Source organism: Agrobacterium sp. AGB01, from assembly GCF_014851585.1.
Taxonomy (GTDB): Bacteria; Pseudomonadota; Alphaproteobacteria; order Rhizobiales; family Rhizobiaceae; genus Agrobacterium.
In genome coordinates this window covers 710,415-734,319 of record NZ_JACVAB010000001.1, presented here as the reverse complement: position 1 = coordinate 734,319, position 23,905 = coordinate 710,415, and the positions used below count along the sequence as shown (strand labels likewise).

Annotated in this window: 26 protein-coding genes; 10 read left to right on the top strand and 16 right to left on the bottom strand. The window is 54.5% G+C overall.

Going from position 1 to position 23,905, the window contains the following annotated elements:
• Nucleotides 1-46: 46 nt before the first annotated feature.
• Together IB237_RS03430 and IB237_RS03425 are read right to left on the bottom strand one after the other, a co-directional pair.
• The gene (locus IB237_RS03430; protein WP_192487186.1) at nt 47-238 is read right to left on the bottom strand and encodes a CsbD family protein; all 192 of its coding nucleotides are present in this window, start codon (nt 236-238) and stop codon (nt 47-49) included.
• A 102-nt stretch (nt 239-340) separates the two neighbouring features.
• Entirely contained in the window at nt 341-946 is a 606-nt protein-coding gene (locus IB237_RS03425; RefSeq protein WP_192487185.1) for a YqgE/AlgH family protein, read from the bottom strand.
• A gap of 150 nt (nt 947-1,096) precedes the next feature.
• Between IB237_RS03425 and IB237_RS03420 the strand changes: the two genes are divergently transcribed.
• Both IB237_RS03420 and IB237_RS03415 read left to right on the top strand, forming a co-directional pair.
• Nucleotides 1,097-1,927: a protein-disulfide reductase DsbD domain-containing protein gene (locus IB237_RS03420; RefSeq protein WP_192487184.1), complete on the top strand. Its 831-nt coding sequence runs from the start codon at nt 1,097-1,099 to the stop codon at nt 1,925-1,927.
• 90 nt (nt 1,928-2,017) lie between these two features.
• The gene (locus IB237_RS03415) at nt 2,018-2,503 is read left to right on the top strand and encodes a peroxiredoxin (RefSeq protein WP_192487183.1); all 486 of its coding nucleotides are present in this window, start codon (nt 2,018-2,020) and stop codon (nt 2,501-2,503) included.
• 94 nt (nt 2,504-2,597) lie between these two features.
• Here the strand turns inward: IB237_RS03415 and IB237_RS03410 are convergent, their stop codons facing one another.
• The 11 genes from IB237_RS03410 to coxB form a co-directional block, all read right to left on the bottom strand.
• Nucleotides 2,598-2,906 carry a Dabb family protein gene (locus IB237_RS03410; RefSeq protein WP_192487182.1) on the bottom strand — a complete coding sequence of 103 codons (309 nt, stop codon included), beginning with the start codon at nt 2,904-2,906 and terminating at the stop codon, nt 2,598-2,600.
• 79 nt (nt 2,907-2,985) lie between these two features.
• Nucleotides 2,986-3,426: a ribonuclease HI gene (gene rnhA / locus IB237_RS03405; RefSeq protein ID WP_192487181.1), complete on the bottom strand. Its 441-nt coding sequence runs from the start codon at nt 3,424-3,426 to the stop codon at nt 2,986-2,988.
• Nucleotides 3,423-4,391 carry a homoserine kinase gene (locus IB237_RS03400; RefSeq protein ID WP_192487180.1) on the bottom strand — a complete coding sequence of 323 codons (969 nt, stop codon included), beginning with the start codon at nt 4,389-4,391 and terminating at the stop codon, nt 3,423-3,425. The genes rnhA and IB237_RS03400 overlap by 4 nt, the downstream gene beginning before the upstream one ends.
• 18 nt (nt 4,392-4,409) lie before the next feature.
• Entirely contained in the window at nt 4,410-5,462 is a 1,053-nt protein-coding gene (ispH, locus tag IB237_RS03395; protein WP_192487179.1) for a 4-hydroxy-3-methylbut-2-enyl diphosphate reductase, read from the bottom strand.
• A gap of 29 nt (nt 5,463-5,491) precedes the next feature.
• The gene (locus tag IB237_RS03390; RefSeq protein ID WP_192487178.1) at nt 5,492-6,229 is read right to left on the bottom strand and encodes an SURF1 family protein; all 738 of its coding nucleotides are present in this window, start codon (nt 6,227-6,229) and stop codon (nt 5,492-5,494) included.
• A 7-nt stretch (nt 6,230-6,236) separates the two neighbouring features.
• Nucleotides 6,237-6,620, bottom strand: coding sequence for a DUF983 domain-containing protein (locus tag IB237_RS03385; protein ID WP_192487177.1), 384 nt, complete (start codon nt 6,618-6,620; stop codon nt 6,237-6,239).
• Nucleotides 6,621-6,740: 120 nt separating this feature from the next.
• Nucleotides 6,741-7,616, bottom strand: coding sequence for a cytochrome c oxidase subunit 3 (locus IB237_RS03380; RefSeq protein WP_192487176.1), 876 nt, complete (start codon nt 7,614-7,616; stop codon nt 6,741-6,743).
• Nucleotides 7,617-7,688: 72 nt separating this feature from the next.
• A complete protein-coding gene (locus IB237_RS03375; RefSeq protein WP_192487175.1) occupies nt 7,689-8,294 on the bottom strand; it encodes a cytochrome c oxidase assembly protein in 606 nt (201 codons plus the stop codon).
• A gap of 277 nt (nt 8,295-8,571) precedes the next feature.
• Nucleotides 8,572-9,525 carry a heme o synthase gene (cyoE, locus tag IB237_RS03370; RefSeq protein ID WP_192487174.1) on the bottom strand — a complete coding sequence of 318 codons (954 nt, stop codon included), beginning with the start codon at nt 9,523-9,525 and terminating at the stop codon, nt 8,572-8,574.
• Between the two features lie 74 nt (nt 9,526-9,599).
• On the bottom strand, nt 9,600-11,300 hold the full coding sequence (ctaD, locus tag IB237_RS03365) for a cytochrome c oxidase subunit I (RefSeq protein ID WP_192487173.1): 1,701 nt from the start codon (nt 11,298-11,300) through the stop codon (nt 9,600-9,602).
• A 16-nt stretch (nt 11,301-11,316) separates the two neighbouring features.
• Nucleotides 11,317-12,213 (bottom strand): cytochrome c oxidase subunit II, encoded by an 897-nt coding sequence (gene coxB, locus IB237_RS03360; RefSeq protein WP_371815228.1) that lies wholly within the window; start codon nt 12,211-12,213, stop codon nt 11,317-11,319.
• 322 nt (nt 12,214-12,535) lie between these two features.
• Between coxB and IB237_RS03355 the strand changes: the two genes are divergently transcribed.
• From IB237_RS03355 to IB237_RS03345, 3 genes are all read left to right on the top strand, one after another.
• Nucleotides 12,536-13,084: an invasion associated locus B family protein gene (locus IB237_RS03355; RefSeq protein WP_192487172.1), complete on the top strand. Its 549-nt coding sequence runs from the start codon at nt 12,536-12,538 to the stop codon at nt 13,082-13,084.
• Between the two features lie 173 nt (nt 13,085-13,257).
• Entirely contained in the window at nt 13,258-14,673 is a 1,416-nt protein-coding gene (tldD, locus tag IB237_RS03350) for a metalloprotease TldD (RefSeq protein WP_192487171.1), read from the top strand.
• Nucleotides 14,674-14,679: 6 nt separating this feature from the next.
• A complete protein-coding gene (locus tag IB237_RS03345; RefSeq protein ID WP_192487170.1) occupies nt 14,680-15,189 on the top strand; it encodes a GrpB family protein in 510 nt (169 codons plus the stop codon).
• Between the two features lie 23 nt (nt 15,190-15,212).
• Here IB237_RS03345 and IB237_RS03340 read toward each other — a convergent pair whose 3' ends face one another.
• The gene (locus tag IB237_RS03340) at nt 15,213-15,836 is read right to left on the bottom strand and encodes a hypothetical protein (RefSeq protein ID WP_192487169.1); all 624 of its coding nucleotides are present in this window, start codon (nt 15,834-15,836) and stop codon (nt 15,213-15,215) included.
• A gap of 72 nt (nt 15,837-15,908) precedes the next feature.
• Nucleotides 15,909-16,529, bottom strand: a complete 621-nt coding sequence (gene pdxH, locus IB237_RS03335) for a pyridoxamine 5'-phosphate oxidase (RefSeq protein ID WP_192487168.1) — start codon at nt 16,527-16,529, stop codon at nt 15,909-15,911.
• Nucleotides 16,530-16,677: 148 nt separating this feature from the next.
• Here pdxH and IB237_RS03330 point away from each other — a divergent pair, with 148 nt between their 5' ends.
• The 4 genes from IB237_RS03330 (at nt 16,678) to IB237_RS03315 (ending at nt 20,057) form a co-directional block, all read left to right on the top strand.
• On the top strand, nt 16,678-17,040 hold the full coding sequence (locus IB237_RS03330) for an RT0821/Lpp0805 family surface protein (protein ID WP_371815226.1): 363 nt from the start codon (nt 16,678-16,680) through the stop codon (nt 17,038-17,040).
• 204 nt (nt 17,041-17,244) lie between these two features.
• Nucleotides 17,245-18,381 (top strand): DnaJ C-terminal domain-containing protein, encoded by a 1,137-nt coding sequence (locus tag IB237_RS03325; protein WP_192487167.1) that lies wholly within the window; start codon nt 17,245-17,247, stop codon nt 18,379-18,381.
• 232 nt (nt 18,382-18,613) lie between these two features.
• Nucleotides 18,614-19,432 (top strand): enoyl-ACP reductase FabI, encoded by an 819-nt coding sequence (gene fabI, locus IB237_RS03320; RefSeq protein WP_192487166.1) that lies wholly within the window; start codon nt 18,614-18,616, stop codon nt 19,430-19,432.
• A 34-nt stretch (nt 19,433-19,466) separates the two neighbouring features.
• Nucleotides 19,467-20,057, top strand: coding sequence for a histidine phosphatase family protein (locus IB237_RS03315; protein ID WP_192487165.1), 591 nt, complete (start codon nt 19,467-19,469; stop codon nt 20,055-20,057).
• 43 nt (nt 20,058-20,100) lie between these two features.
• On the opposite strand, the gene IB237_RS03310 is transcribed toward IB237_RS03315, so the two are convergent.
• Complete coding sequence (locus IB237_RS03310) at nt 20,101-20,361, bottom strand: DUF1344 domain-containing protein (RefSeq protein WP_192487853.1); 261 nt, start codon at nt 20,359-20,361, stop codon at nt 20,101-20,103.
• 305 nt (nt 20,362-20,666) lie between these two features.
• Between IB237_RS03310 and IB237_RS03305 the strand changes: the two genes are divergently transcribed.
• Nucleotides 20,667-23,819, top strand: a complete 3,153-nt coding sequence (locus tag IB237_RS03305) for an EAL domain-containing protein (RefSeq protein WP_246787623.1) — start codon at nt 20,667-20,669, stop codon at nt 23,817-23,819.
• The last annotated feature ends 86 nt before the right edge of the window (nt 23,820-23,905 follow it).

Genomic DNA, 23,905 nt, shown 5'->3' with positions numbered 1-23,905 from the left:
CTTAACGTTGCTTTGCCGGTCAGACGACAAGTCAAGCATGGGGTGTTTACATGCGGTCGACTACATTCTTCACGGTATCTTTGGCTTTGCCGGTTGCTGTCTGGACCTTACCTTTGGTTTCCTGAACAGCACCTTCAGCACGCATCTGGTCATTGCCAGTTGCCTTGCCCACGCCCTGCTTCACCTTGCCTGCGACTTCATTTGCCTTACCAGCAACCTTATCCGACATGCTACCCATTGGACTTCTCCTTTAAACTTTTCTGCCGTCTGTAGCGGCAGCGTGGAGAAAACGTCAGCGGCTCATGCTGGTTCCAAACGCTTTCGAATTATTTTTGAGTCGTCAGGCGTGCCCGGCCGTGGTCGACAATGCAGAAAGCTCAATGCCCATCAATGAAAGCGCACGCTGGTACTTGTTATCGAGCGAGCGGTCAAAAATCATACCTTCATTCGCCTCGCAGTTGAGCCAACCATTCTGGACGATTTCTTCCTCCAGTTGCCCCGGTCCCCAACCAGCATACCCAAGCAACATCGTCGCACGATCCGGTCCACGGCCATTGGAAATGGCGCGCACGATATCCAGCGTTGCTGTCAGCGAAATTTCGTCGCTCACCGGAATGCTGGACTCACTGGAATAGTCATCGGAATGCAAAACAAAGCCGCGGCCGCTTTCTACCGGACCACCGCATTGGATCGGGAATTCCCGCGTGTGGTTTGGGAGCATGATAGCGTCGTTGCTGTCCATAAGGTTCAAATGCAGCAACACGTCAGTAAAGGTTATCTGCTGTGGCCGGTTAATGATGAAACCCATGGCACCAGCTGAGGAATGCGCACAAATGTAAATCACTGAACGGGCAAAATTGCCGTCGTTCATCGCTGGCATGGCAATGAGAAATTGTCCATCCAGAAAGCCCCGTTCTCGCTTGTCCATGAGAGTTGAAAACTTCATATTCACCTCCGGATCTTTGGAAACTGTCGGCCCTGCCCTTTGCCCAATTCATTCAGGATGCGGCATTGTGGCCAATCAATCAACTGAAAATGATTGAATTTTTTTTATATGAAGTGGCAGAGCGCTGGCGGCTGGAGTAAATCAGAACCCATGCGTATTTCCAGATCACTTCAAGCCCTGTCCATATTTGCCAGCCTCAGCGTCCTTGGAACAGCAACGTCCAGCAACGCCACTGTCACCGAATGGGCGGAAAGCGAAGGCGGCCGCATGCGTGTGGTGACACTGGATGTCGACCAAAATGGCATGCTTCAAGCCGGACTGGAAATCGAACTCAAGCAGGGATGGATCACCTATTGGCGTGAACCGGGCGAAGCAGGTATTCCGCCGCATATTGAAGCCAGTTCACCGGGCGGTGGTGTCACTGTTCAATCGCTTGTTTTTCCTGTTCCGAAACTCATCATGAACGGCGAGATGCGCGATATCGGCTATGATCAGTCCGTGTTGTTGCCCTTCAAACTTGGCGCGTTCGACCCCTCGAAAGAAATCTCTGCCAAGCTGTCTGCTTTTATCGGCGTCTGCCAGAATATCTGCATACCGTTTCAGGCGGAGTTCGAAATCACCGCAGGTAAGTCTTCCAAAGCAACCTTGGATGAACGCCAGATCATTGAAACCGCATACAAAAAGCTGCCTCTGCAACCCGACGACAACTTCAAGGTCGTATCCTACGCCCACAAACACGACAATACGGTCGCTTTCGACGTCCTGCTACCCGAGGGTGCTGGCGAGACATTCGAGGTCTATCTGACAGGGCCGAATGGCTACGCATTCTCCAGCCCCTCCAATATCAAGAAAACGGGACGACACGCCGTTTTTGATATGGATGTGAGTGGACTGCCCAAACGCTTCAGCATGCCGGGTAGCAATTGGCGTGTTCTGATAAAGGCCGGTGGCAAGGCAATCGAAAGCCCGCTTCAGTTTTAACAAAATTCATTTTTCACAGACCGATTTAGCCTCTACGGTGCCCCGCGGAAAACCTTTTAGTCATTTCCATTTATTCAACAGGAGCATTCAATGACCATTGCAATTGGTGACAAGCTGCCTTCGGCCACCTTCAAGGAAAAAACAGCGGATGGCGCGGTAGAAACCACCACAGAAGACCTTTTCAAGGGTAAGAAGGTTGTTGTTTTCGCCGTTCCGGGCGCGTTTACGCCAACCTGTTCTCTCAACCACCTTCCCGGCTATCTTGAAAACCGCGATGCCATTCTCGCACGCGGCGTTGACGATATTGCCGTCGTTGCCGTCAATGATTGGCACGTCATGGGTGCGTGGGCGCAGTCTTCTGGCGGCCTTGGCAAGATCCACTTCCTGGCTGACTGGGATGCTTCTTTCACAAAGGCACTCGGTCTGGATGCAGATCTGTCGGGTGGCGGCCTTGGCGTTCGCTCCAAGCGCTACTCCATGGTGGTCGATGATGGCGTCGTGAAGTCTCTGAACGTCGAGGAAAACCCAGGCCAGGCCACGGTTTCCTCCGCGGCGACGATGATCGAACAGCTTTGATCTGAAGACAGTCAAAAAAATCAGGGCACATTCCAGCTGGAAGGTGCCCTTTTTGTTGTACGATGCGATATCGCGCAGCAGGCGCGCGTGCCGCTCAGATCAGCATGTCAAAGACGAGAATTCCCGCCAGTCCGCCATCGGTCAATGTGATGATCTCATCGCCGACCTCAACGTGCTGCGGATGGGTGAGGTACGCATCACGGGCTTCAATGCTTTCCAGTGTCACGATAAACCCGTCCAGAAAACCGCCATTCAAGCCTTCCGGCGATACATTTTGTCCGAACTTGATATCGGTAATTCCGGGGACAACATCTTTCAAGGCCGCAATGGCATCATAAATTGCCTGCTTTTGATCAGCCGTGGTCGAGGCTTTCAAACGCAGAAACACGCAATGTTGAATCATAAATGACCTCTCCTGTTATTTGACGACAAGATAGGTAGAGATGAGGCTTTGGCAAGGTTAAATCAGACGCCGATTGGCGTCACCGTGTCTTGAACGGCTCCATACCCTTGCGCGCCAGTTCGTCGGCACGTTCGTTTTCCGGGTGTCCGGCATGACCTTTGACCCAGTGCAGCGTCACCTTATGCCGGTCACGCGCTTCTTCAAGTGCCTGCCATAGCTCGACATTTTTCACTGGCTTATTGTCGGCGGTTTTCCAGCCTTTTTTCTTCCAGCCGAAAATCCATTTGGTAATACCGTCCTTAACGTAAGAGCTGTCGGTATAGAGATCGACTTCGCAGGGGGATTTCAGGGCGTTAAGCGCCTGAATTGCCGCCATCAGCTCCATGCGGTTGTTGGTCGTTTCCGCCTCACCGCCACACATGTCCTTTTCGATTTCGCCATAACGCAAAACAGCGCCCCAGCCACCCGGTCCTGGATTTCCCGAACAGGCGCCATCGGTAAAAATATCGACATGTTTCATTCGCTGGCCAATCCGTACTCGGCCACGTCGTTGATGGACCGGTGGAAGCGCAGCTTGCGCAGATATTCAATCGGGTCTTTCTTGACCACCAATGCCCCTTCTGGCGTTGTCAGCCAGTCGTAGAGGCGGGTCAGGAAGAAGCGAAGTGCAGAACCACGCGCCAGCAACGGCAGTGCGTTCAACTCTTCAGCGTTCAGTGGACGTACGGACTGGTACCCCTCCAGCAACGCCTTTCCCTTAGTGACGTTATAGGCACCATCCTTTTCAAAGCACCAAGCGTTGAGGCAGATGGAAACGTCATAAGCGAGGAAGTCATTGCAGGCGAAATAGAAGTCGATCAGGCCAGACAGTTCGTCGCCCAGGAAGAACACATTGTCCTGAAAAAGATCGGCGTGAATGACGCCAGCCGGCAGATCCTTAGGCCAGTTGGCTGCCAGAAAATCGATTTCCGGCTGAATTTCCTGCTGCAGGCCTTTTTCAACTTCGTCAGCGCGTTCACGGGATTTTTCCCAGAGAACTTTCCAGCCTTCAACGGACAGCGCGTTGGGTCGCTTGATCTCAAAACCTTCGCCCGCAAGGTGCATGGCGGCCAGAGCCTTGCCGACTTCGCGGCAATGCTTGGCTTCCGGCTTGCGCAGCCACATGCCTTCAAGGAAGGAGATCAGGGCGGCCGGGCGGCCTGAAAGCTCACCCAGCAACTCGCCATCCTTGCGGGGCAGCGGCAGAGGGCAGGAAAGTCCCTTGTCTGCCAGATGGTGCATGAGGCCAAGGAAAAACGGCAGGTCCGACTTTTCCACCCGCTTTTCATACAACGTCAAGATCAGCGGCGACTTGGTGGTGTGAAGCAGAAAATTGGTGTTCTCTACACCTTCGGCAATGCCTTTGTAGGAGGTCAATTCCCCTGCATCATAGGCTTCCAGAAAGCTCTTGAGGTCGTCTTCGGTAATATCGGTGTAAACTGCCAATTTGAAGTCTCTTAAATATCAGAGGTTTGCAGCAAAGATGGATTTTGCAGGCATGATGTCGCGTGAATCGCCATTTACGAATGCCATATCGGCAGTGGTCAATTCAATGCTGCGCAGCTCTCTGTTGACAAGGAAATGCTCGGTTTCTTCAACCGTCACAGCCAGATCCAGTGTTGTGTCGTAACGCTCGCGGAATGCGCTGATAATCTCGTCAACAATCACTTCCGGGGCCGAGGCGCCCGCCGACAGGCCAACCGTACGGATATCTCCAATTACATCCCAGTCGATCTCAGAAGCGCGCTGCACCAGAACGGAGCGCGTTGCCCCTGCCCTCAAGGCCACTTCAACGAGGCGCTTGGAATTGGAAGAGTTGGGTGCGCCGACCACGATGAACAGATCACAACCGGGAGCAGCCTGCTTGACGGCTTCCTGGCGATTGGTCGTTGCGTAACAAATACTGTCAGCCGCAGGCGACTGGATGGACGGGAAACGTTCCTGCAGCTTGGCAATAACGCCAGCCGTATCATCCACCGAAAGAGTGGTCTGCGTGACAAACCCGAGATTTTCGGCATCAGCCGGTTCATAGACCGCTGCATCCTCAATGGTTTCGACAAGCGAGACGGTACCATCAGGCAATTGACCCATGGTGCCGATGACCTCCGGGTGACCGGCATGGCCAATCAACACGACGTGGCGACCCAAACGCTGGTGGCGCATGGCCTGCTTGTGCACCTTGGAAACCAGCGGGCATGTTGCATCGAGATAGAACAGGTTACGGGCCTGCGCATCTTCAGGCACCGACTTCGGCACACCATGGGCCGAAAACACCACCGGTTGCTCACGGTGTTCAGGTGGAATCTCGTTCAGTTCCTCGACAAAGATCGCGCCCTTGGCCTCGAGCCCCTCAACCACGTAACGGTTGTGAACGATTTCGTGGCGGACATAAACGGGAGCACCATAGGCTTTCAGCGCCAGAACGACGATCTGAATGGCCCGGTCCACGCCTGCACAAAAACCGCGCGGCCCACAGAGCCGAATCGTCAGGGGCGACTTGGAAACGATGGTGTTCATTCCTTCTCCTTGGCGAGCCGGTAAAGTTGCTACCCGGTTTTACCTTTAGTTCCCCGGAAATAGGCAAATCCGGCGACGATGACAAGGGCAGCGGCAAGTCCGTACCATGTTATCGCATATTGCAGATGATTGTTTGGCAAATCGATGAGCGTTACGCCACCTTGCGGCCATCCACCGGGGTTCGGCGCATCGTTGGCGTCGACAAAAAAGCCCACGACCGTGGCCGGATCAAGACCGGCACTGTTCACCATTGCGTCAAAATCTTTCCAGTAGAAGATATTCTTGGCGAGATCGTTTTCCGGAACCATCGAGGAAGGCTTTTCCGTGAGCTTCTCACGCAGCAGTCCTTCAATAACGACAGGGCCGCTCATTATTTCTCCGGCGAGCCGTGTTGCCGGCTCCTTCAACTCATAGGGCACGAAACCACGGTTGATAAAAACGAAGCGATCATCCTCCAGTCGCAACGGCGTGTAGATATAATACCCGGTCTGCCCACGATGGGTGGCAAAGAAGTGACGTTCACGGGTATTGTCAAACAAACCCTGAACCTTCACCCGGCGATATTCCAGTGGTTGTTTGCCGAGCATTTGCTCGGCTTGTGCAAGCGTCAGCGGCTCGGAGGTGCGGCGGGTTTCGATGTCCTGCAGCAGCGTCTCTTTCCAGTGCAGGCGTTGTACCTGCCACGTACCAAGCCCCAACAGGATTGCCAGAGCGACCAAGGCGCTCAAGCCAGCGACCAGTTTCCGTGTTCTTCCAACTGTTGTCATGTTGATGTCAGCCACGATCGATGCGGCCTTCGCTGGCGTTGTTTCTATATTGCAGGGCAATCATGATGCCTTTCAGAACACGCAACAGGGTAAGGGACACAATGACCGTCAGTGGCAACCATATCAGGGCGTGAACCCAGACGGGCGGTTCAAAGGTAGTCTCAAGCCAGAGCGCCAGACCGACAATCAGGAAACCGACGATCAGCATGACAAACACGGCCGGCCCATCACCCGCATCGGCAAAAGAATAGTCAAGCCCGCAGGCTGAACACTCTGGTTTTACCTTGAGAAGACCATCAAACAGTTTCCCCTGCCCGCAGCGCGGGCAATGCCCCTTCAAGCCACACTTAACCGGATCAACCGGTGGATAAAGGGCGCTGTCATCCTGCATGGCTTTTCCTCTGTCTCCACGTATTCCCGCACTAAAACATGTTTAACGGCAACATGCTTCAGGGCAGGCAAAAAGAAAGGGCGGCATTGCTGCCGCCCGACATTGTCTGTTGTTTGGCGATCAACCGTGAACCGGTGCGCCCCAACCGCCCCAGATATAGATTGCGAAGAACAGGAACAGCCAAACCACGTCAACGAAGTGCCAGTACCAGGCGGCCGCTTCGAGACCAAAGTGTTGTTTCGCCGTAAAGTCCCCGGCTAGAGCACGGAACATGCAGACCAGTAGAAACACGGTACCGACAAAAACGTGGAAGCCGTGGAAGCCGGTCGCCATGAAGAATGTGGCGCCATAGATAGAGTTCTTGAAGTCGAACGGCGCGTGCATGTATTCATAGACCTGCACGGACGAGAACAAGACGCCAAGAGCAACCGTAAGCGCCAGACCGTTGATCAGCCCCTTGCGATCATTGTGCAGGATGGCATGGTGTGCCCAGGTAACGCAGGTACCCGACAACAGCAGGATCACGGTGTTGTACAGTGGCAGGTGCCATGGATCGATCACTTCGATGCCCTTGGGTGGCCATTGACCGCCTGTATATTCAAGGCGCGAGGCCTGAATTGCCTCATGCGGATAGAGGCTGGCGTCGAAGTAAGCCCAGAACCATGCCACGAAGAACATGACTTCCGAGGCAATGAACATGATCATGCCGTAACGAAGATGCAGCGACACAACACGAGTGTGGTGCCCTTCATGCGCTTCCTTCACGGTGTCTGCCCACCAGGCATACATGACGTAAAGCACCAGCACGAGGCCGATGTAGAACAGCCAAGGATTGGCCATTTCCAGACCAAACAGCTTCATCGAGCTACCCGAGAGGTAGCGCATATAACAGACGCCACCAAAGGTCAGCACAAATGCACCAACAGCAGCCAGTAGTGGCCAGGGGCTTGGATCTATAATGTGGTAGTCATGTTTCTTTTCGTGCGTGTCTGCCATATCCGACAATTCCCCGAATTGACTGCTTTCCCAAAATCACACCCTCCCGATCAGAGCGTGCGATTCCCTCTCTCAAAGTTTCTGTTCCTGACCTTCTGTTTTTACCGGTAGCGCTGCCACCGGCTTGTCCGTTTTCGACGGATAAAAGGTATAGGACAAAGTCATTGTGTGTATGTCTTTTGTTTCGCGCGTCTTGACGATATCTGGATCGACAAAAAACACCACCGGCATTTCCAGCGTTTCGCCTGGCTGCAAGGTGGTTTCCGTAAAGCAGAAGCATTCAACCTTGTTGAAATAGGCGCCCGCTTCCATCGGCGTCACGTTAAAGACAGCTGTGCCCGTGGTAGGCACCGAAGACCGGTTGGTCGCCTTGAAGCGGACCTCGACCGTCTCACCGATCTTGGGATCGATTGAACGTTGTGCCGGGCGGAAGTCCCAGTTCAGACCATTGGATGTGTTGGAATCGAACGTCACCTTTACGGTGCGATCAAGAATGGTCTCGGAGTACTGCTCAACGCGTTGCGTGGTGCCGTTATAACCGGTGACCTGACAGAAAAGGCGATAGAGGGGGACGGCGGCATAGGCCATGCCGACCATGCCACAAACGAATACCAGGCACAGCACCAGAATTGTGCCGTTCCCTGTGCGTTTTGCAGGTCCTACATTTGCCGTTGTCATTTCGCTCCTCCTCCCTTCTTTCGTTACGCGCTTCGAAAAACCCGGGGCGTGTAACGATCTTTAAGATGCAATCTCTGCACTGCCCGCCATTTCTCTCCGCATTGTCGCGTTAGAAGTGACTGCAGCGCACTATTGCGCGACATGCTCTAGTGCGATCCTATCTTGATGATCGTAATGACGTAGAAAAGGACCACCAACGCCGCCAATACGAGGCCGAGCGCGATGTTTCTTCCACGTCTTGATTTCTTTTCTGCTTCGCTTGGTTTTACTGTTTCCATTAGGCCCACCCCGCCATTAACGTCTGGAATGATGGCACGAAGTGATCGGCCAGAAGTCCAGAGAAGATCGCGAACAGGTAAAAGATCGAGTAGGCGAACATCTTTTTCGCAGGAACCATCTTTTCATCTCCGTCCGGCATGCGCAGCACGGTCAGGGAGAAATAGATGAAGATCACACTGAGTACGGCCGCAAAAATGCCGTAGCCAACGCCCGCAAGACCGGTAAATGATGGCGCGACAGCGACCGCAGAGGTCAGCAAAGTATATGCTAGCATTTGGTTCTTGGTAGAAGCTTCGCCCGCCACATTCGGCATCATCGGGATACCGACGGAACCGTAATCTTTCATCTTGAACAATGCCAGCGCCCAGAAATGCGCAGGCGTCCAGAGGAAGATGATAAGGAACAGGAGAACGCTGTTCAGCGTCACGTCGCCGGTTACACAGGCCCAACCGATCATTGGCGGGAAAGCACCGGCCGCCCCACCGATCACAATGTTCTGCGGTGTCGAGCGCTTCAGCCACATGGTATAAACCACGGCGTAGAAGAAGATGGTGAAGGCAAGGATGCCTGCAGCAAGCCAGTTCAGCGCCAGTCCGAGGATCATCACCGAGAAGGCCGACAGCGTAAGGCCGAATGCCAGAGCTTCGCCGGGCGCAACGCGACCGGAAGGCACCGGACGATTTGCCGTACGGGTCATGACCGCATCGATATCAGCATCGTACCACATGTTCAGCGCACCGGAGGCACCTGCGCCAACAGCAACACACAGAATGGCAATGAAGCCAAGTACCGGGTTAAGGCTGCCTGGCGCCACGATAAGACCGGCAAATGCTGTGAATACGACAAGCGACATAACGCGTGGCTTGAGCAATTCGAAATAATCACGAGCACCGGCTTCTGACAGACCAGAGCCTTTCGCATCCAATACGTCGTGATTGTCGATAACAGTCATTTCAAACTTAATCCTGATTCAATCAGGATACCGCGCGCATCGGCGCGATATCCTTGTACCAACGTCATTTCGCCTTAGCGAATGCGCGGAAGCTGTTCCCACTGGTGGTATGGAGGCGGAGACGAAAGCTGCCATTCAAGGGTGGTTGCACCCTCGCCCCACGGATTATCACCCGCAACACGCTTCCTCGCCAAGGCTTCCCATACACCGTAAAGGAAGATGAGAACAGCCACTGCGGAAATATAAGAACCGTAGGACGATACCATGTTCCAGCCGGCATAGGCATCCGGATAGTCGATGTAACGACGTGGCATGCCCGCAAGACCGAGGAAGTGCTGCGGGAAGAACACCAGGTTCACGCCCACGAACATTACCCAGAAGTGAATGTTACCAATGGTTTCGCTGTACATGTAACCGGTGATCTTCGGGAACCAGTAGTACCAGCCTGCAAAGATCGCAAACACCGCACCCAGTGAAAGCACATAGTGGAAGTGTGCAACCACGTAATAGGTGTCATGCAGCGAACGGTCGAGACCAGCATTGGCGAGCTGTACGCCCGTGACGCCACCAACCGTGAACAGGAAGATGAAGCCGATAGCCCAGATCATCGGTGTGCGGAAGCTGAGTGAGCCACCCCACATCGTTGCAATCCAGGAGAAGATCTTGATACCGGTCGGAACAGCGATAACCATCGTGGCGAACACGAAGTAACGCTGTGCTTCCAGCGACAGGCCAACCGTATACATGTGGTGAGCCCAAACAATGAAGCCGACGGCGCCGATGGCGACCATAGCGTAAGCCATGCCGAGGTAACCGAATACCGGCTTCTTCGAGAAGGTGGACACGATGTGGCTGACAATACCGAAAGCAGGCAGGATCAGAATGTACACTTCCGGATGACCGAAGAACCAGAACAGGTGCTGGTAGAGAATCGGGTCACCGCCGCCTTCCGGCGAGAAGAATGCAGTGCCGAAGTTACGGTCGGTCAGCAGCATGGTGATGCCACCAGCCAGAACAGGCATGGAGAGCAAGAGCAGGAACGCGGTTACCAGAACCGACCATGCAAACAGCGGCATCTTGTGCAGGGTCATGCCCGGCGCACGCATGTTGAGAATGGTTGTGATGAAGTTGATCGCACCCAGGATCGAAGACGCGCCTGAAACGTGAAGCGCAAAGATCGCAAGGTCAACCGCCGGTCCCGGCATGCCGGTTGTCGACAGTGGCGGATAAAGCGTCCAGCCGCCACCGACACCATAAGCACCCGCTGGTCCTTCCACGAAAAGCGACAGGATAAGCAGAATGAATGCCGGAACGATGAGCCAGAACGAAATATTGTTCAGACGTGGGAAAGCCATGTCAGGCGCACCGATCATGATCGGCACCATCCAGTTGGCAAAACCACCGATCAGCGCCGGCATCACCATGAAGAAGATCATGATGAGGGCGTGTGCAGTGGTGAACACGTTGAACATGTGCTTGCCGCCATCGATAGCGGCATCGCCTTCAAAACCATAAACCATGGCCGCAAGACCGTGGAAAATCTGAATACCAGGCTCCTGCAACTCCATACGCATGACAACCGAAAGGCCGCCACCGACGATGCCCGCGATGATCGCGAAAATCAGGTAGAGAGTGCCGATGTCCTTGTGGTTCGTCGACAGGAACCAGCGGGCGAAAAAGCCCGGTGTATGTGCATGATGTTCGTCATGCGCGTGCTCGTTGTGAGCGGAATGACCATGAGAGTGATGGTCGTCTTGTGCGGAATGTCCAGCCATTTGCCTCACCCTACCTTTACTTGGTTTCGTTTCCAGCCACTTCGACGGTGCGTACCCCACCCTCGACAGAAGCAGTCAGTGCCTTGTTGGCTGCGCCCAGGTCAGAGCCTGCGGCGGCGTGCCAGCTATTGTACTGATCTTCGGAAACCACCCGTATGGCGATTGGCATGAAAGCATGATCCTTGCCGCAAAGCTCGGAACATTGGCCATAATAAAGACCTTCACGGTCAGCCTTGAACCATGTTTCGTTCAGACGGCCCGGTACGGCATCGATCTTGATACCGAAGGCTGGCATTGCAAATGAATGGATAACATCTGTCGGAGCAGCCGTCACCAGAAGGCGGACGGTCTTGCCAACCGGAACGACCAGTTCGTTATCGACAGCCAGAAGGCGCGGATAAACAGCCTTGTCGGTCTTGCCGGCGGCGTCTCTGTCTTCTTCCTTGAGCATGTAGCTATCGAAAGACACGGGCTCGGCCCCCTCAGCCGCCGCATATTCATAGCTCCACAGCCACTGCGTTGCAGTCGCCTTCAATGTCAGGTCCGGATTTTCCGGCTGAATAAGTTGTGCATTCAACAGCTTGAAAGACGGGAAAGCCAAGAACAGCAGGATCAGAACTGGCGCCAGTGTCCAGACGACCTCAATTGCCGTGTTATGGCTGGTCTTGGATGCAACCGGATTGGCGGCTGCACGAAACTTGATTGCCACCAGGATCAGCAGCGCAAGTACAAAAAGCGTAACTGGCACAATGAACCACAGGGTGTACTGCTCAAACGCACGAATGTCGTGCATAATAATTGTGGCAGCTTCCTGCATCCCCATTTGCCAATGTACCGGCTGGTCGGCATGGGCGCCGCCAGCCGTGAGCAGACAGAAAAATGCCCCCAGCGCCACGTAAATTCTGTTAATCACGGTATCTCTCCCTCACGCGTTTGATCCATCTCAAACTCAAACGCAGAATCCATGCTATAGAATAAACTCAAACCATAGTTTGCACGTCGCCGCAATATCCGCAATCGAAAGCGGGTGCGGCTTTTTGGCATTCATCAATTTCAGAATGTTTTTCATCGTTTATATCTAAAAAACATGAACTAGCTGACATATCAGGCTTGTTTGAAGATTTCACGGGGAAGTCCAATTTCCGCCGCACTCAACTGGAATTGAAGGATTAAGGCTTTCATTTCCTTGAGCGAAGGGCAAAATAGCCGCATTGATTCGAATTCCAGAGGTACTCATGGGTTTCACCCCGTTTGCCCGCACTGTGCTTGCAGCCGCGGGACTAGCGATCATCATGCCGACAGTATCGGTTATGGCACAGCAACCGCAGCCTGCACCCGGCCAGCCACCCGCTCCGGGCATGGCGCGTTCCAACCATGGATCGTGGTCGGTGATTTGCGACAAGCCGGCTGGTGCGTCTGAAGAGCAGTGTGCGCTGATGCAAAACGTGATTGCGGATGACAGGCCCGAAGTTGGTCTCTCCGTTGTCGTGCTAAAGACCGCTGACCGTAAATCCCGCATTCTGCGCATTCTGGCGCCGCTCGGCGTGCTGCTGAAAGACGGGATGGAGCTTTACGTCGACAATAACAATATCGGCCGCGCATATTTCACACGTTGCTTCTCTGAAGGTTGCTACGTGGAAGTGGACATTGACGACGAACTGATGAAGGTGCTGCGCGCTGGCAAGTCAGCCGTTTTTGCACTGCGGGAATCAGTTGATCAGGATCGTGTTGGTATTCCGATCGAACTTTCCGGCTTTTCCGAAGGGTACGACGCACTTCCCTAACCAGATTGCCTGACCGCTGGCCTGCTTGCGCCAGCGACCACCAGAGCCTACATCATACCTTGAGGGCGTTCGCAGACCCGGCGGACGCCCTTCATAATTTTACGCTATGGTCTGCACTATCAGGGATTAGGTCCGCTAGTGCCAGAAACCACGGCAAACCGATGGAGCATGTGATGACGAAAGATCTTCTGTCCCTGTTTGATTGCGACGAAGCAAAGATGCGCGCGCTTGTGGCAGATGCTCTTTCGGGAGCGGATGACGGTGAACTGTTTATCGAACATGCGCAGGCGGAATCACTGACCTTCGATAATGGACGCCTGAAAGGCGGCAGCTTCAACACCGACCAGGGATTTGGCCTGCGCGCCGTGGCTGGCGAGACCGTTGGTTATGCTCATGCCGGTGAACTGTCTGAAGGCGCATTCAAACGCGCAGCGGATGCTGTTTCTGCCGTAACGAAGGGTTATTCCGGTTCTTACGCGGCCGCTCCACAGGGAACAAACCGCAAGCTTTACGGTGACGAGAACCCGATCGGTTCACCGAGCTTCGAAGAAAAAGTAAAGCTGCTGCAGGATATCGACACCTACCTTCGCGACAAGGATCCGAAGGTACGTCAGGTGACGGCATCGGTTTCGGCAAGCTGGCAGATCGTTGATATTTTGCGCGCCGACGGCCACCGTGTCAGCGATATTCGCCCGATGACCCGCATCAACATCTCCGTTATTGCCGGAGAAGGCGACCGCCAGGAAAGCGGCTCCTTCGGGTCGGGCGGACGTGTAGGCTTTGGTGATTTTATCGCGACAGACAACTGGCAGCGCGGCGCCGACGAGGCGTTGCGTCAGGCACTGGTTAACCTGAGCGCCATCGATGCGCCCGCGGGCACCATGGATGTCGTGCTGGGTTCCGGCTGGCCAGGTGTGATGTTGCATGAGGCGGTTGGTCACGGCCTTGAGGGTGACTTCAACCGCAAAAAAACCTCAGCCTTTGCAGGTTTGCTGGGCGAGATGGTTGCAGCACCTGATGTGACCGTGGTTGACGATGGTACCATCGACAACCGTCGCGGCTCCATCACCATCGATGATGAAGGCACACCGTCTGCCTACAATGTCCTGATCGAAAATGGCAAACTGGTCGGCTACATGCAGGACCGCCAGAATGCCCGCCTGATGGGCATGACGCCGACGGGCAACGGCAGACGGCAGGGTTACTCCCATGTACCGATGCCCCGCATGACCAACACCTACATGCTGGGCGGCAACAAGACGCCGGAAGAAATTATCGCCTCAGTCAAGAAGGGCATTTATGCCGTATCCTTCGGTGGTGGTCAGGTGGACATCACCTCCGGCAAGTTCGTGTTCGGCTGCACCGAGGCCTATCTGATCGAAAACGGCAAGATCGGTGCGCCGGTAAAGGGCGCCATGCTGATCGGCAACGGCCCGGATGCTATGAAGCGCATCTCGATGGTTGGTAACGACATGAAACTCGACACCGGTATTGGCAACTGTGGCAAGGCAGGCCAGTGGGTTCCAGTTGGTGTTGGCCAGCCGCACTTGCGCATGGATCAAGTCACCGTCGGCGGCACACAGGCTTAAAACCCTATGGGAACGAAGGTTGAAATCGTTCCCTATGATGCCTCATGGCCACTTGAATTCGAAAAAATCCGGCAGGACATACACATCCTTCTGCCGGGCAAATTCCTTGATATCCAGCATATTGGCAGCACGGCCGTTGTTGGCCTGTCTGCCAAGCCCTGTATCGATGTAGACATCATCCTTGGTGACCTCACTGATATGGATTTTTGCCGAGCCGCTCTGGAACACGCTGGTTATGCACCGCGCGGCAGCCGTGATGGCGACGGCGTCTGGGCCTTCTTGCGTCGCGACGTCCTGCCCCATCAGCGTCTTTATGTATGCCCGCCTGACAGTTTGACCCATACCCGCCGTGTTCTGTTCAGGGACAGGCTGCGCGAGAACAGCGATCTTGCTCTGCAGTACCAGGGGCTAAAACTGCAACTGGCACAGAAGTTTGAATATGATGGCGACGCCTATACGCGCGCCAAGACCGACTTCATCAACACAATCAACGACGCAGCTGTGCGCGATTTATAAAAGATAATGCCAAGGCAGATGTATCAGGGCTGCGGTGCGAGGTCCGGATCATCGGAGCAGTTACCGGTCATCATACATAATGAGCCGATCTGCGGCACACGCTGCGGCAAACCCTTGATACGCTCACAGCGATTGATGGTTTCAGCAAAGACATTATCGAGCTGAGTGCCATCAACCATGACGACATCATTTCTGATGGTGGGTTCGGCGCCATCAGCGATCATCAGCGCCAAGGAGCGGATGGCAATATTGGCGTGGTGACACGGCCCCATTTGCAGAGCGATCTGGTGTGGATCAACCGCCATCAGCGCCAGCTCTTCACTGACATCCTGTTCCTGCTGTTCAACGATCAGCGTCAGAATATTGAGAAACTCTCCATCCTTGGCCTGGATGTCTTCAGCCAATTGCGTGAGTTTTTCGAGGTCACCTGATTTTACGTAAGCGGCAATCTCATTCTCCAGCCGCTGCGCTTGCGCCGCTTCGCCGAACGACGCCATCGCCGCTTTCAAGGCCACCTCGTCCATGGCATTCGCAGAACCACCAAATGTCATAGCCGCCACGGAACACAATGCCAGGGCCGGAACACGGGCGGCTTTTATTACACGGACAAACAGCCCGGCCTGAAACGACTTCGTCTTGGACAACACGCAAATACTCATCATCAAGATACACTGTGTGTCCGGTGCGCGGTGCCAATCTGCCACGCACAGGACAGATGGTCACGGGTACATGCGTACCTTGCTCCAGTCACCTTCTGCCGTGTCGCGTCTGAATTCCACCCGGTCATGCAGGCGGAAATTACGGTCGTGCCAGAATTCAATGGTAACGGGGCGGATACGGAAACCGGACCAATGCGGCGGGCGCGGAATGTCTCCAACCGCGTAACGTACGGTATATTCGGCAACGGCCTTTTCCAGCGCGAAACGGCTTTCCAGCGGGCGCGACTGCTTGGACGCCCATGCGCCGATGCGGCTGCCACGCGGGCGGGACGCGTAGTACGCATCCGCCTCTTCGTCGCTGACAATTTCCACATCGCCACGGATACGGACCTGTCGGCGCAAGGATTTCCAGTGAAAACACATGGCTGCCTTTTTCTGGCCAAGAATTTCCAGTCCCTTGCGGCTCTCGAAGTTCGTGTAGAATACGAACCCTCGCTCATCAAAATCCTTGAGGAGAACCATGCGGACGCTCGGCATGCCGTATTCATCGACAGTTGCCAGTGCGACCGCATTCGGATCGTTGATCTCGGACGCGGTTGCGTCGTTCAGCCATTGCCCGAAAAGAGCAAAGGGTTCGTTTTCCTCGGTGAAGTCACCGGTTGTTAACCCACTTTCAGACATATTGAATAAAAAGCTCCTGAACTGATTGGCAAACCCGGAGATGATCTCCGGCATGAAGATGGTGAACGTCATAGCAAAGTCGAACAGGCGAACAAAGAGCAGCTTGCAAACAGGCGCAGGTCTTTTCCTGAGCATGTCGGCTGTTTTGATGCTTACATCCTGTGTCAGCAGCCTCAACCTGTTTGGTGGCGACAAGGCTGATACCAGCCTTTCCACAGCCTCCGTGTCCGGTGGCAACCGCCCCACCGTTCAGACCGACGATGTTACCGTGCGCAATGCCGTAACGTCAGCCGATCTTTCAAAACTGTCCAATTCTCCCCTTCCCTGGGCCAATACCACAACCGGCAGTGCTGGCGTGATTACCGCCATTCGCGAAGACAACTCCACCGGCTTCCTTTGCCGCAACTTTGACACCACCCGTCATTCCTATGAGGGTATCGCCAGCTATTCGGGCCAAACGTGCCTTTCAGAAGCAGGCGAATGGTTGATGACCCGCTTCAACCAGAAATAATCTATTTACCTTATCCACGCGAAAACCCGCTGGGAGCGCGGCTGAACCCCGCGCGTAAAGGTCTGATTAGCAACTTGTCGCCAAAGTCTTGTGCAGTTTAAGCAGGAAGAGGGCGCGAATGATCGCGACCAGCTTACCGCAAGTGTATTTTCACCCTCGTTCTCATGATGAGAAGAACAGGGAAAAGCGTTACCGGTGGTTCAGATGCGTGATCCTTATTCCGTGCTTGGCGTCAAACGTGATGCTCCCGCCGACGAGATCAAGGCGGCGTGGCGCTCCAAAGCCAAGTCAATCCATCCCGACCAGAACCGGGATGACCCCAATGCATCGCAGCGTTTTGCCGAGGTTGGGCAGGCCTACGACGTTCTGAAAGATCCCAAAAAGCGTGACCGCTATGATCAGGCGCGCAAGGCAGCGGCACAAAAACACCGCGAGCAGACCATCATGCAGCAGCGCGAAGCCGCCCGTGAGGCCGCCGAACGCGCAAAGGCTGCCGAAAAGCTGATGGAAGAATTGGCAAAGGCCGAAGCCCGCAAACCGCAGGGCGCTGCCTCCGGCAAGCCTGCCGATGCGACAGCACCCGAAGCGCCGGAAGATATGCTGGAGCGGATTTTTGGTGCGCAGGCGCGCCAGCAGCAGGCAAAAACCTCTGCAAGCGATAGCAGCACTTCCGGTACGGCTGGCACTTCTGGCAACGGCACCACATCAAACGAGGCTCAGGCCTATTCCGAAACCGATGCATCCGGTGACAAGACACCGGCGGCTATCGCTGCTGCCGGATCCTTCATCACATCCCTTTTCAAACGCCTGACGGGCACAAGCCAGGTGATTGAAAAAGCGCCTGATATCACGGCGGAAGCAACCGTCACTGTCAGCGATTTCCTGGAAAAGAAATCTGTCAGCTTGACGCTAAGCGACGAACGCGAGGTCCGGTTCCAGATCGAGCCTGGCATGACCCACGGTCATGTTGTGCGGCTTAAAGGTCAGGGCCTGAAGATCCCCGGCATGCAGCGCGGCGATCTGACCATTACCCTGCTTGCCGCACGCAGCGACAATTTCAGGATCAATGGATACGATATCCACACTCCTCTTTCGGTGTCGTTGCAGGATGCCGTGCTCGGGTGTGAAACTACATTGCTGGCGCCCGAAGGCGAAATTTCCGTCACCGTGCCGGCATGGTCCGGTTCCGACCAGACTATCCGTATTCCTGGTAAAGGTCTCTACGACGACAAAGGCGAACGCGGTGATCTGGTAATGGAAATCCGCATCGTGCTTCTGGAAAAGCCCGACGAAAAGGTAACAGACCTGATGCGCCACATGCGTCAGGGCCTTTATTTGTGACATTTTCACGAAACCTGTTGGTCAAGCACCCTTTGTGACACTCCCTAACAGGAGATGATCCTCTGCCTGCTTGAACCGGCAAGCAGGCTATGCCATAGGCAGGTCAATCCACTGCATCACCCTAAATCGGAATCGATTTGCGGTGAAAATCTTGCAGCAACTTAAAATATTACAGCGTCCTTGTGCGTTTTCTCAAACGCACAAGGACGCTGTAGGTATCAGGGAGCATAACATGGCTCAGACATCCGGCCTTATGGCTGGCAAACGCGGCCTCATCATGGGCGTTGCAAACAACCGCTCAATCGCTTGGGGCATTGCCAAGGCTTGCGCCGATGCAGGTGCCGAACTTGCATTGACCTGGCAGGGTGACGCTTTGAAAAAGCGTGTTGAACCGCTTGCACAAGAGTTGGGTGCCTTCATGGCCGGCCACTGTGACGTGACGGACCTTGGAACAATCGATGAGGTTTTTGCTGCGCTGGAAAAGCATTGGGGCAAGATCGACTTCGTTGTTCACGCCATCGCGTTTTCCGACAAGGACGAGCTGACCGGTCGTTACCTCGATACCAGCCGTGACAACTTCAACCGCACGATGGACATTTCGGTGTTCTCGCTTGCGGCTGTCGCCAAGCGCGCAGAGCCTATCATGAATGATGGCGGCTCGATCATCACCCTCACCTATTACGGTGCGGAAAAGGTCATGCCGAACTACAACGTCATGGGCGTTGCAAAGGCTGCTCTCGAAGCCAGCGTTCGTTACCTGGCGGTTGATCTCGGCAACCGCGGCATTCGCGTCAACGCGGTTTCGGCCGGCCCGATCAAGACGCTCGCTGCATCTGGCATCGGTGACTTCCGTTATATCCTGAAATGGAACGAATATAACGCGCCGCTGAAGCGTACCGTGTCCATCGAAGAAGTTGGCAAGTCTGCGCTTTATCTGCTGTCTGATCTTTCGACCGGCGTTACCGGCGAAATTCATCACGTCGATTCGGGTTACCACACCATCGGCATGAAGGCCGTGGATGCGCCAGACATCTCCGTAGTGAAAGACTGATTGAAATACGCCGGAAGGCGGCGAAAGGATACGCGTGCTTATCTATGTAATCAGACATGGACAGACCGACTGGAATGCCGAACGCCGCCTTCAAGGGCAAAAAGACATACCGCTGAATGACTTCGGGCGCAGCCAGGCGGTTGCGAACGGCAAGGCGCTGAGCGACCTGCTTGGTGATACTGTCTCGCAGTTTGATTTCGTGGCCAGCCCGCTTGGCCGTACACGCGAGACAATGCAGCTTATCCGCAGCGCGATGCAGCTACCTGCACTCGACTATAGAACCGACGATAGACTGGTCGAGATTTCCTTCGGCGACTGGGAAGGCCGCACCCTGCCCGAACTGAAACTTGAAGTGCCTGACCGCGTGAAAGCCCGCAACCGCGCCAAATGGGACTTTATCCCGCCAGGCAAACATGCCGAAAGCTACGAGATTCTCTCATGGCGCATCGGGGCATGGCTGTCGTCTGTCGACAAGCCAACGGTCTGTGTCTGCCACGGCGGCGTTATCCGCTCAATTTTCAGGCTGGTCACGGGAATGGATACTGCAGTTGCGGCCAACACGGAAATTCCGCAGGATCGAATCCTGAAAATTTCGCTTGCCGATAAAACGGCTGACTGGCTGTAATCAGCCAGTCCTTATTCTTCAAAACAGGTCGATGACTGCGGCGTTACTGGACAACTTCCAGATCGTCAACGACGCGCTTGCCATCAACTTCGGTGTAGAACACGACGACCTTTACGCCAGCCTTCAGCCCTTCGAAGTTAAACTCCTCCGGAACCTTGTAGTTCTTGCCATCGCTCAGGGTAATGGTCAGGCCATTTTCGTCGACCTTGCTGATGGTGGATTCGACATCCGCACTCTGAGCGAAGCCGTTGATCGGAGACAAGAAGCTTGCCGTCGCCAACAGTGCTGCAATCATCAAACGCATCGACTTAACCTTCCCAAGCGCATTCGCCATCAAAACCTTTGACAAGATTTGCCTCCTGATTGTGGCGGAATTCGCCCGTAACAATGACATTTTGGCGCAATTGATGACCTGAATTTTTAGTGCAATCAAGCGCCCGCAAAGAGATTTCCCCACCATCCCGTGCCAAGTAAAATTTCAAGTCTAAATTAACTCGCGTCGACTATAGTGCGAGCCTGGGTAAAATGAGAATGCCTGTGAAATCTGTGCTGTATTGCGCAGTATTTCCGTAACACGGCACACTTTTTGGCGAGGAGAGTTTTCCCGATTTGAGTGCGGCATCTTTTTTCCAGAAAAAATATACAGGCATTTCACGTACTTATCGCGGTTCAATTGTCGCATCGGTGTTGCTTTCCTGCGTGGTGATTATCGCGGTTCTTGTCGTGGACATGCGCCATACTGAGAATTTCCGCACCGAATTGCGAACCACGGCGCATAATCTGTCACAGCTTTTGCGCAACAGATTGTCTGCGCGTATTGATCATGACGTCAGCCTGATCCGCTCGCTGGCCCATTCCACGATCAATGTTTCCAATGATCCAGTTGAGCGGTTTGGCAGTCTCGCCGAACATAACCTCAATTCCAGCGGTCATTTCATCAGTATCGGGCTTGCACCCGGCTACCAGTTGCAGAACATCTACCCCGCCCAATGGGTCTCAGATTTTCCGAAAGAGAAAATCCGGCAGATGATGGAAAAGCGGCTTGAGGAAATTCGTCAGGGAACACCTGCCGATACCAAGCTGACTGCACCGATCATGAGCAATGCAGAGGATGGTGCCCTTATTCTCGTCGTTCCGATCATGGACAGCGAAACAGAACAGGCTAACGCGCATGGCGCGGTCGTTCTTGTTATCGATCAGGACAAGTTTCTGGATGCAGCCAATGCCCATCCCGACAATGAGATCGCCCGGGAAATGGACGGGCTGCAAGTGGCGCTGAAAAACAGCAATACGACCACCGCCTTCATCGGCGCAGACCATGTCGTCAACTCGCAGCCTGCGATCAGACAGCTGAATATTCCCGGTGGTTCCTGGGACATCATGGCCAGCCCCAAAAAGGGTTGGGATGCCATGCCTGAAGGCAAAGGCACCTTCCGGCTTATGCTATCGTCGGCTGCAATTGCGATGATCCTGCCAATTTTTATAGCGAGCTTCCTGATTTCAGAGCGTAACCGCAACATCGCGGTGCTTCGCGCCCGTGAAAGCCGATTGCAGGAGATTTCCCAGCGTTTCAAGCTGGCAATGGAGTCTTCCAACATCGGCATCTGGGAATTGGATGAACATGGAGAACGCTGCTTCTGGGACGAACGTGCTTCCGGTCTGCATGGTCTGGCCATGCTGGAACAGGATGTGTCGCTGCAGAGCTGGTTAAGCATGATTGTTGCGGAGGACCGCGCGGCCACGGAAGCCTATGTCTTCAACTGTATGCTTGGCACCAAAACATTCTCGCAAATCTACCGGTTGAAACTGGCCGATAACTCCATCAGGTATATTCGCTCAGCCGGCGCCAACTATACCAGACCGGACGGCACACGCCGCACGACCGGCATTGCCTGGGATGTGTCTGCCGACAGCATGATGGCGCAAAACCTGCGCGATGCGATGTCGACCAGTGAAATCAAAAACGCGGAACTAGAACTCGCCCTGCAGGAGCTGTTCAGCCGCGAACAGGATCTGGAACAGCTTTCCGGCCGTCTGGACCTTGCACTTGCGTCCTACCAGTGCGGCACATGGGAATCGCATCTCTCTCAAGATGGTGCGATCTGGGATCGCCGCATGCACCAGCTTTATGAGCTGGAGTATATCGGTAACGGCCACGTATCTCGCCAGCGTTGGCTGGATTGTCTCGTGCAGGAGGATCGAGAAACTGCGGCGGAGCGCGCCGACACGTCGACCTCTAACAACACGCAGTTGTCAGATATCCAGCGTGTCCGCCTGCCCTCCGGCGAGGTGCGCTATGTCCGGTCCGTAGGACAGATTTACAGAGGGCGGAGTGGCGAGGGAAAAATCGTCGGTATTGCCTTTGATATTACCGCCGACATGTTGCTGGCCCAGCAGTTACAGACCGCCAAGGAAGACGCGGAAGCCAAAAATGCCGAGTTGGAAATTGCCAAGAACCGCATCGAGCATAACTCACTTCATGACCCGTTGACTGGCCTTTTCAACCGCCGCAAGCTGGACCTGGAGCTGGATGCGCTGCCGCAACGCGAGGTCAAAAGCCGCAACCGTTTTGCGATCATCCACTTGGATCTAGATCGCTTCAAACAGATCAATGACACGCTTGGCCACGCGGCCGGCGACGCCATGCTTATTCACGCTGCGAAAATCCTCAAACAATATGTGCATCAGGATGATCTGGTGGCGCGTATTGGCGGCGACGAGTTTGTGATTGTCGTGCAGAACAATTGTGACCGCGAGACGCTGAAAGACCTGTCGCTCAACATCATCGACGCTTTCCGCCAACCTCTGGATTTCGAGGGCTTTTCCTGCCGTTGCGGTGTTTCCATCGGCATTGCGTTTGGTGAGGGCATACATGCAGATGCCCGCAAGACGCTGATCAATGCCGACCTTGCCCTTTATCGTGCCAAAAGCATGGGCCGTAACCGCTATGAGTTCTTTACGCAGAACCTGCAGGCTGAGGTTATCAACACCAAACGTATCGCCGATGAAATTCTGGTCGGCATCGAAAACGGCGAGTTTGAAACCTGGTACCAGCCACAGTTCTGCGCCAGGACCAGGCAGATTGTCGGTGCTGAAGCCCTCATCCGCTGGCGCCATCCGACACGTGGTATCGTCACGCCAGACAAGTTCCTGAAAATCGCCGAAGACCTTAACGTCATGGCATCACTTGATCGGCAGATGCTGGAAACGGCGCTGACCGACAAACGTTTGTGGAACCTGAAGGGCGTTACCCTGCCCCGCGTTTCTGTCAACGTGTCGCTGCGCCGCCTCAACAACGAACACCTGATGGAAAGCCTGGCTGATTTGAACATCATGCCCGGCGAAGTGGCGTTTGAACTGGTAGAATCGATCTTCCTCGATGAGAGCGAACATCTCGTGTCATCGAATATTGAAAGCATCAAAGCATTGGGCATTGATATCGAGGTCGACGACTTCGGTACAGGTCACACCTCGATCGTCAGTCTGCTGCGACTGAAGCCGAAGCGTCTGAAGATCGATCGTCAGCTGGTCATGCCCATTCTTGAGGCATCGCAGGAACGCGCGCTCGTTCGCTCGATTATCGATATTGCCCGCTCGCTTGGCATCGAAACCGTGGCGGAAGGCGTGGAAAGCATGGATCACGCTACCATGTTGGCGCAAATGGGATGTGACCTCTTACAGGGTTACGCCTTTGCCAAGCCGCTGAGCGCAGAAGACTTTTCCGCACAGGCGAAATCCGGCGTCTGGTCGATGGCCTCCTGAGGCTTGATTGCCGTTTCTCTTGCCGCACGGGAAGAAAGGCTTTTGCCTTCTTTCCTTTTTCCACTATGACAGCTTTGCTTTCATCA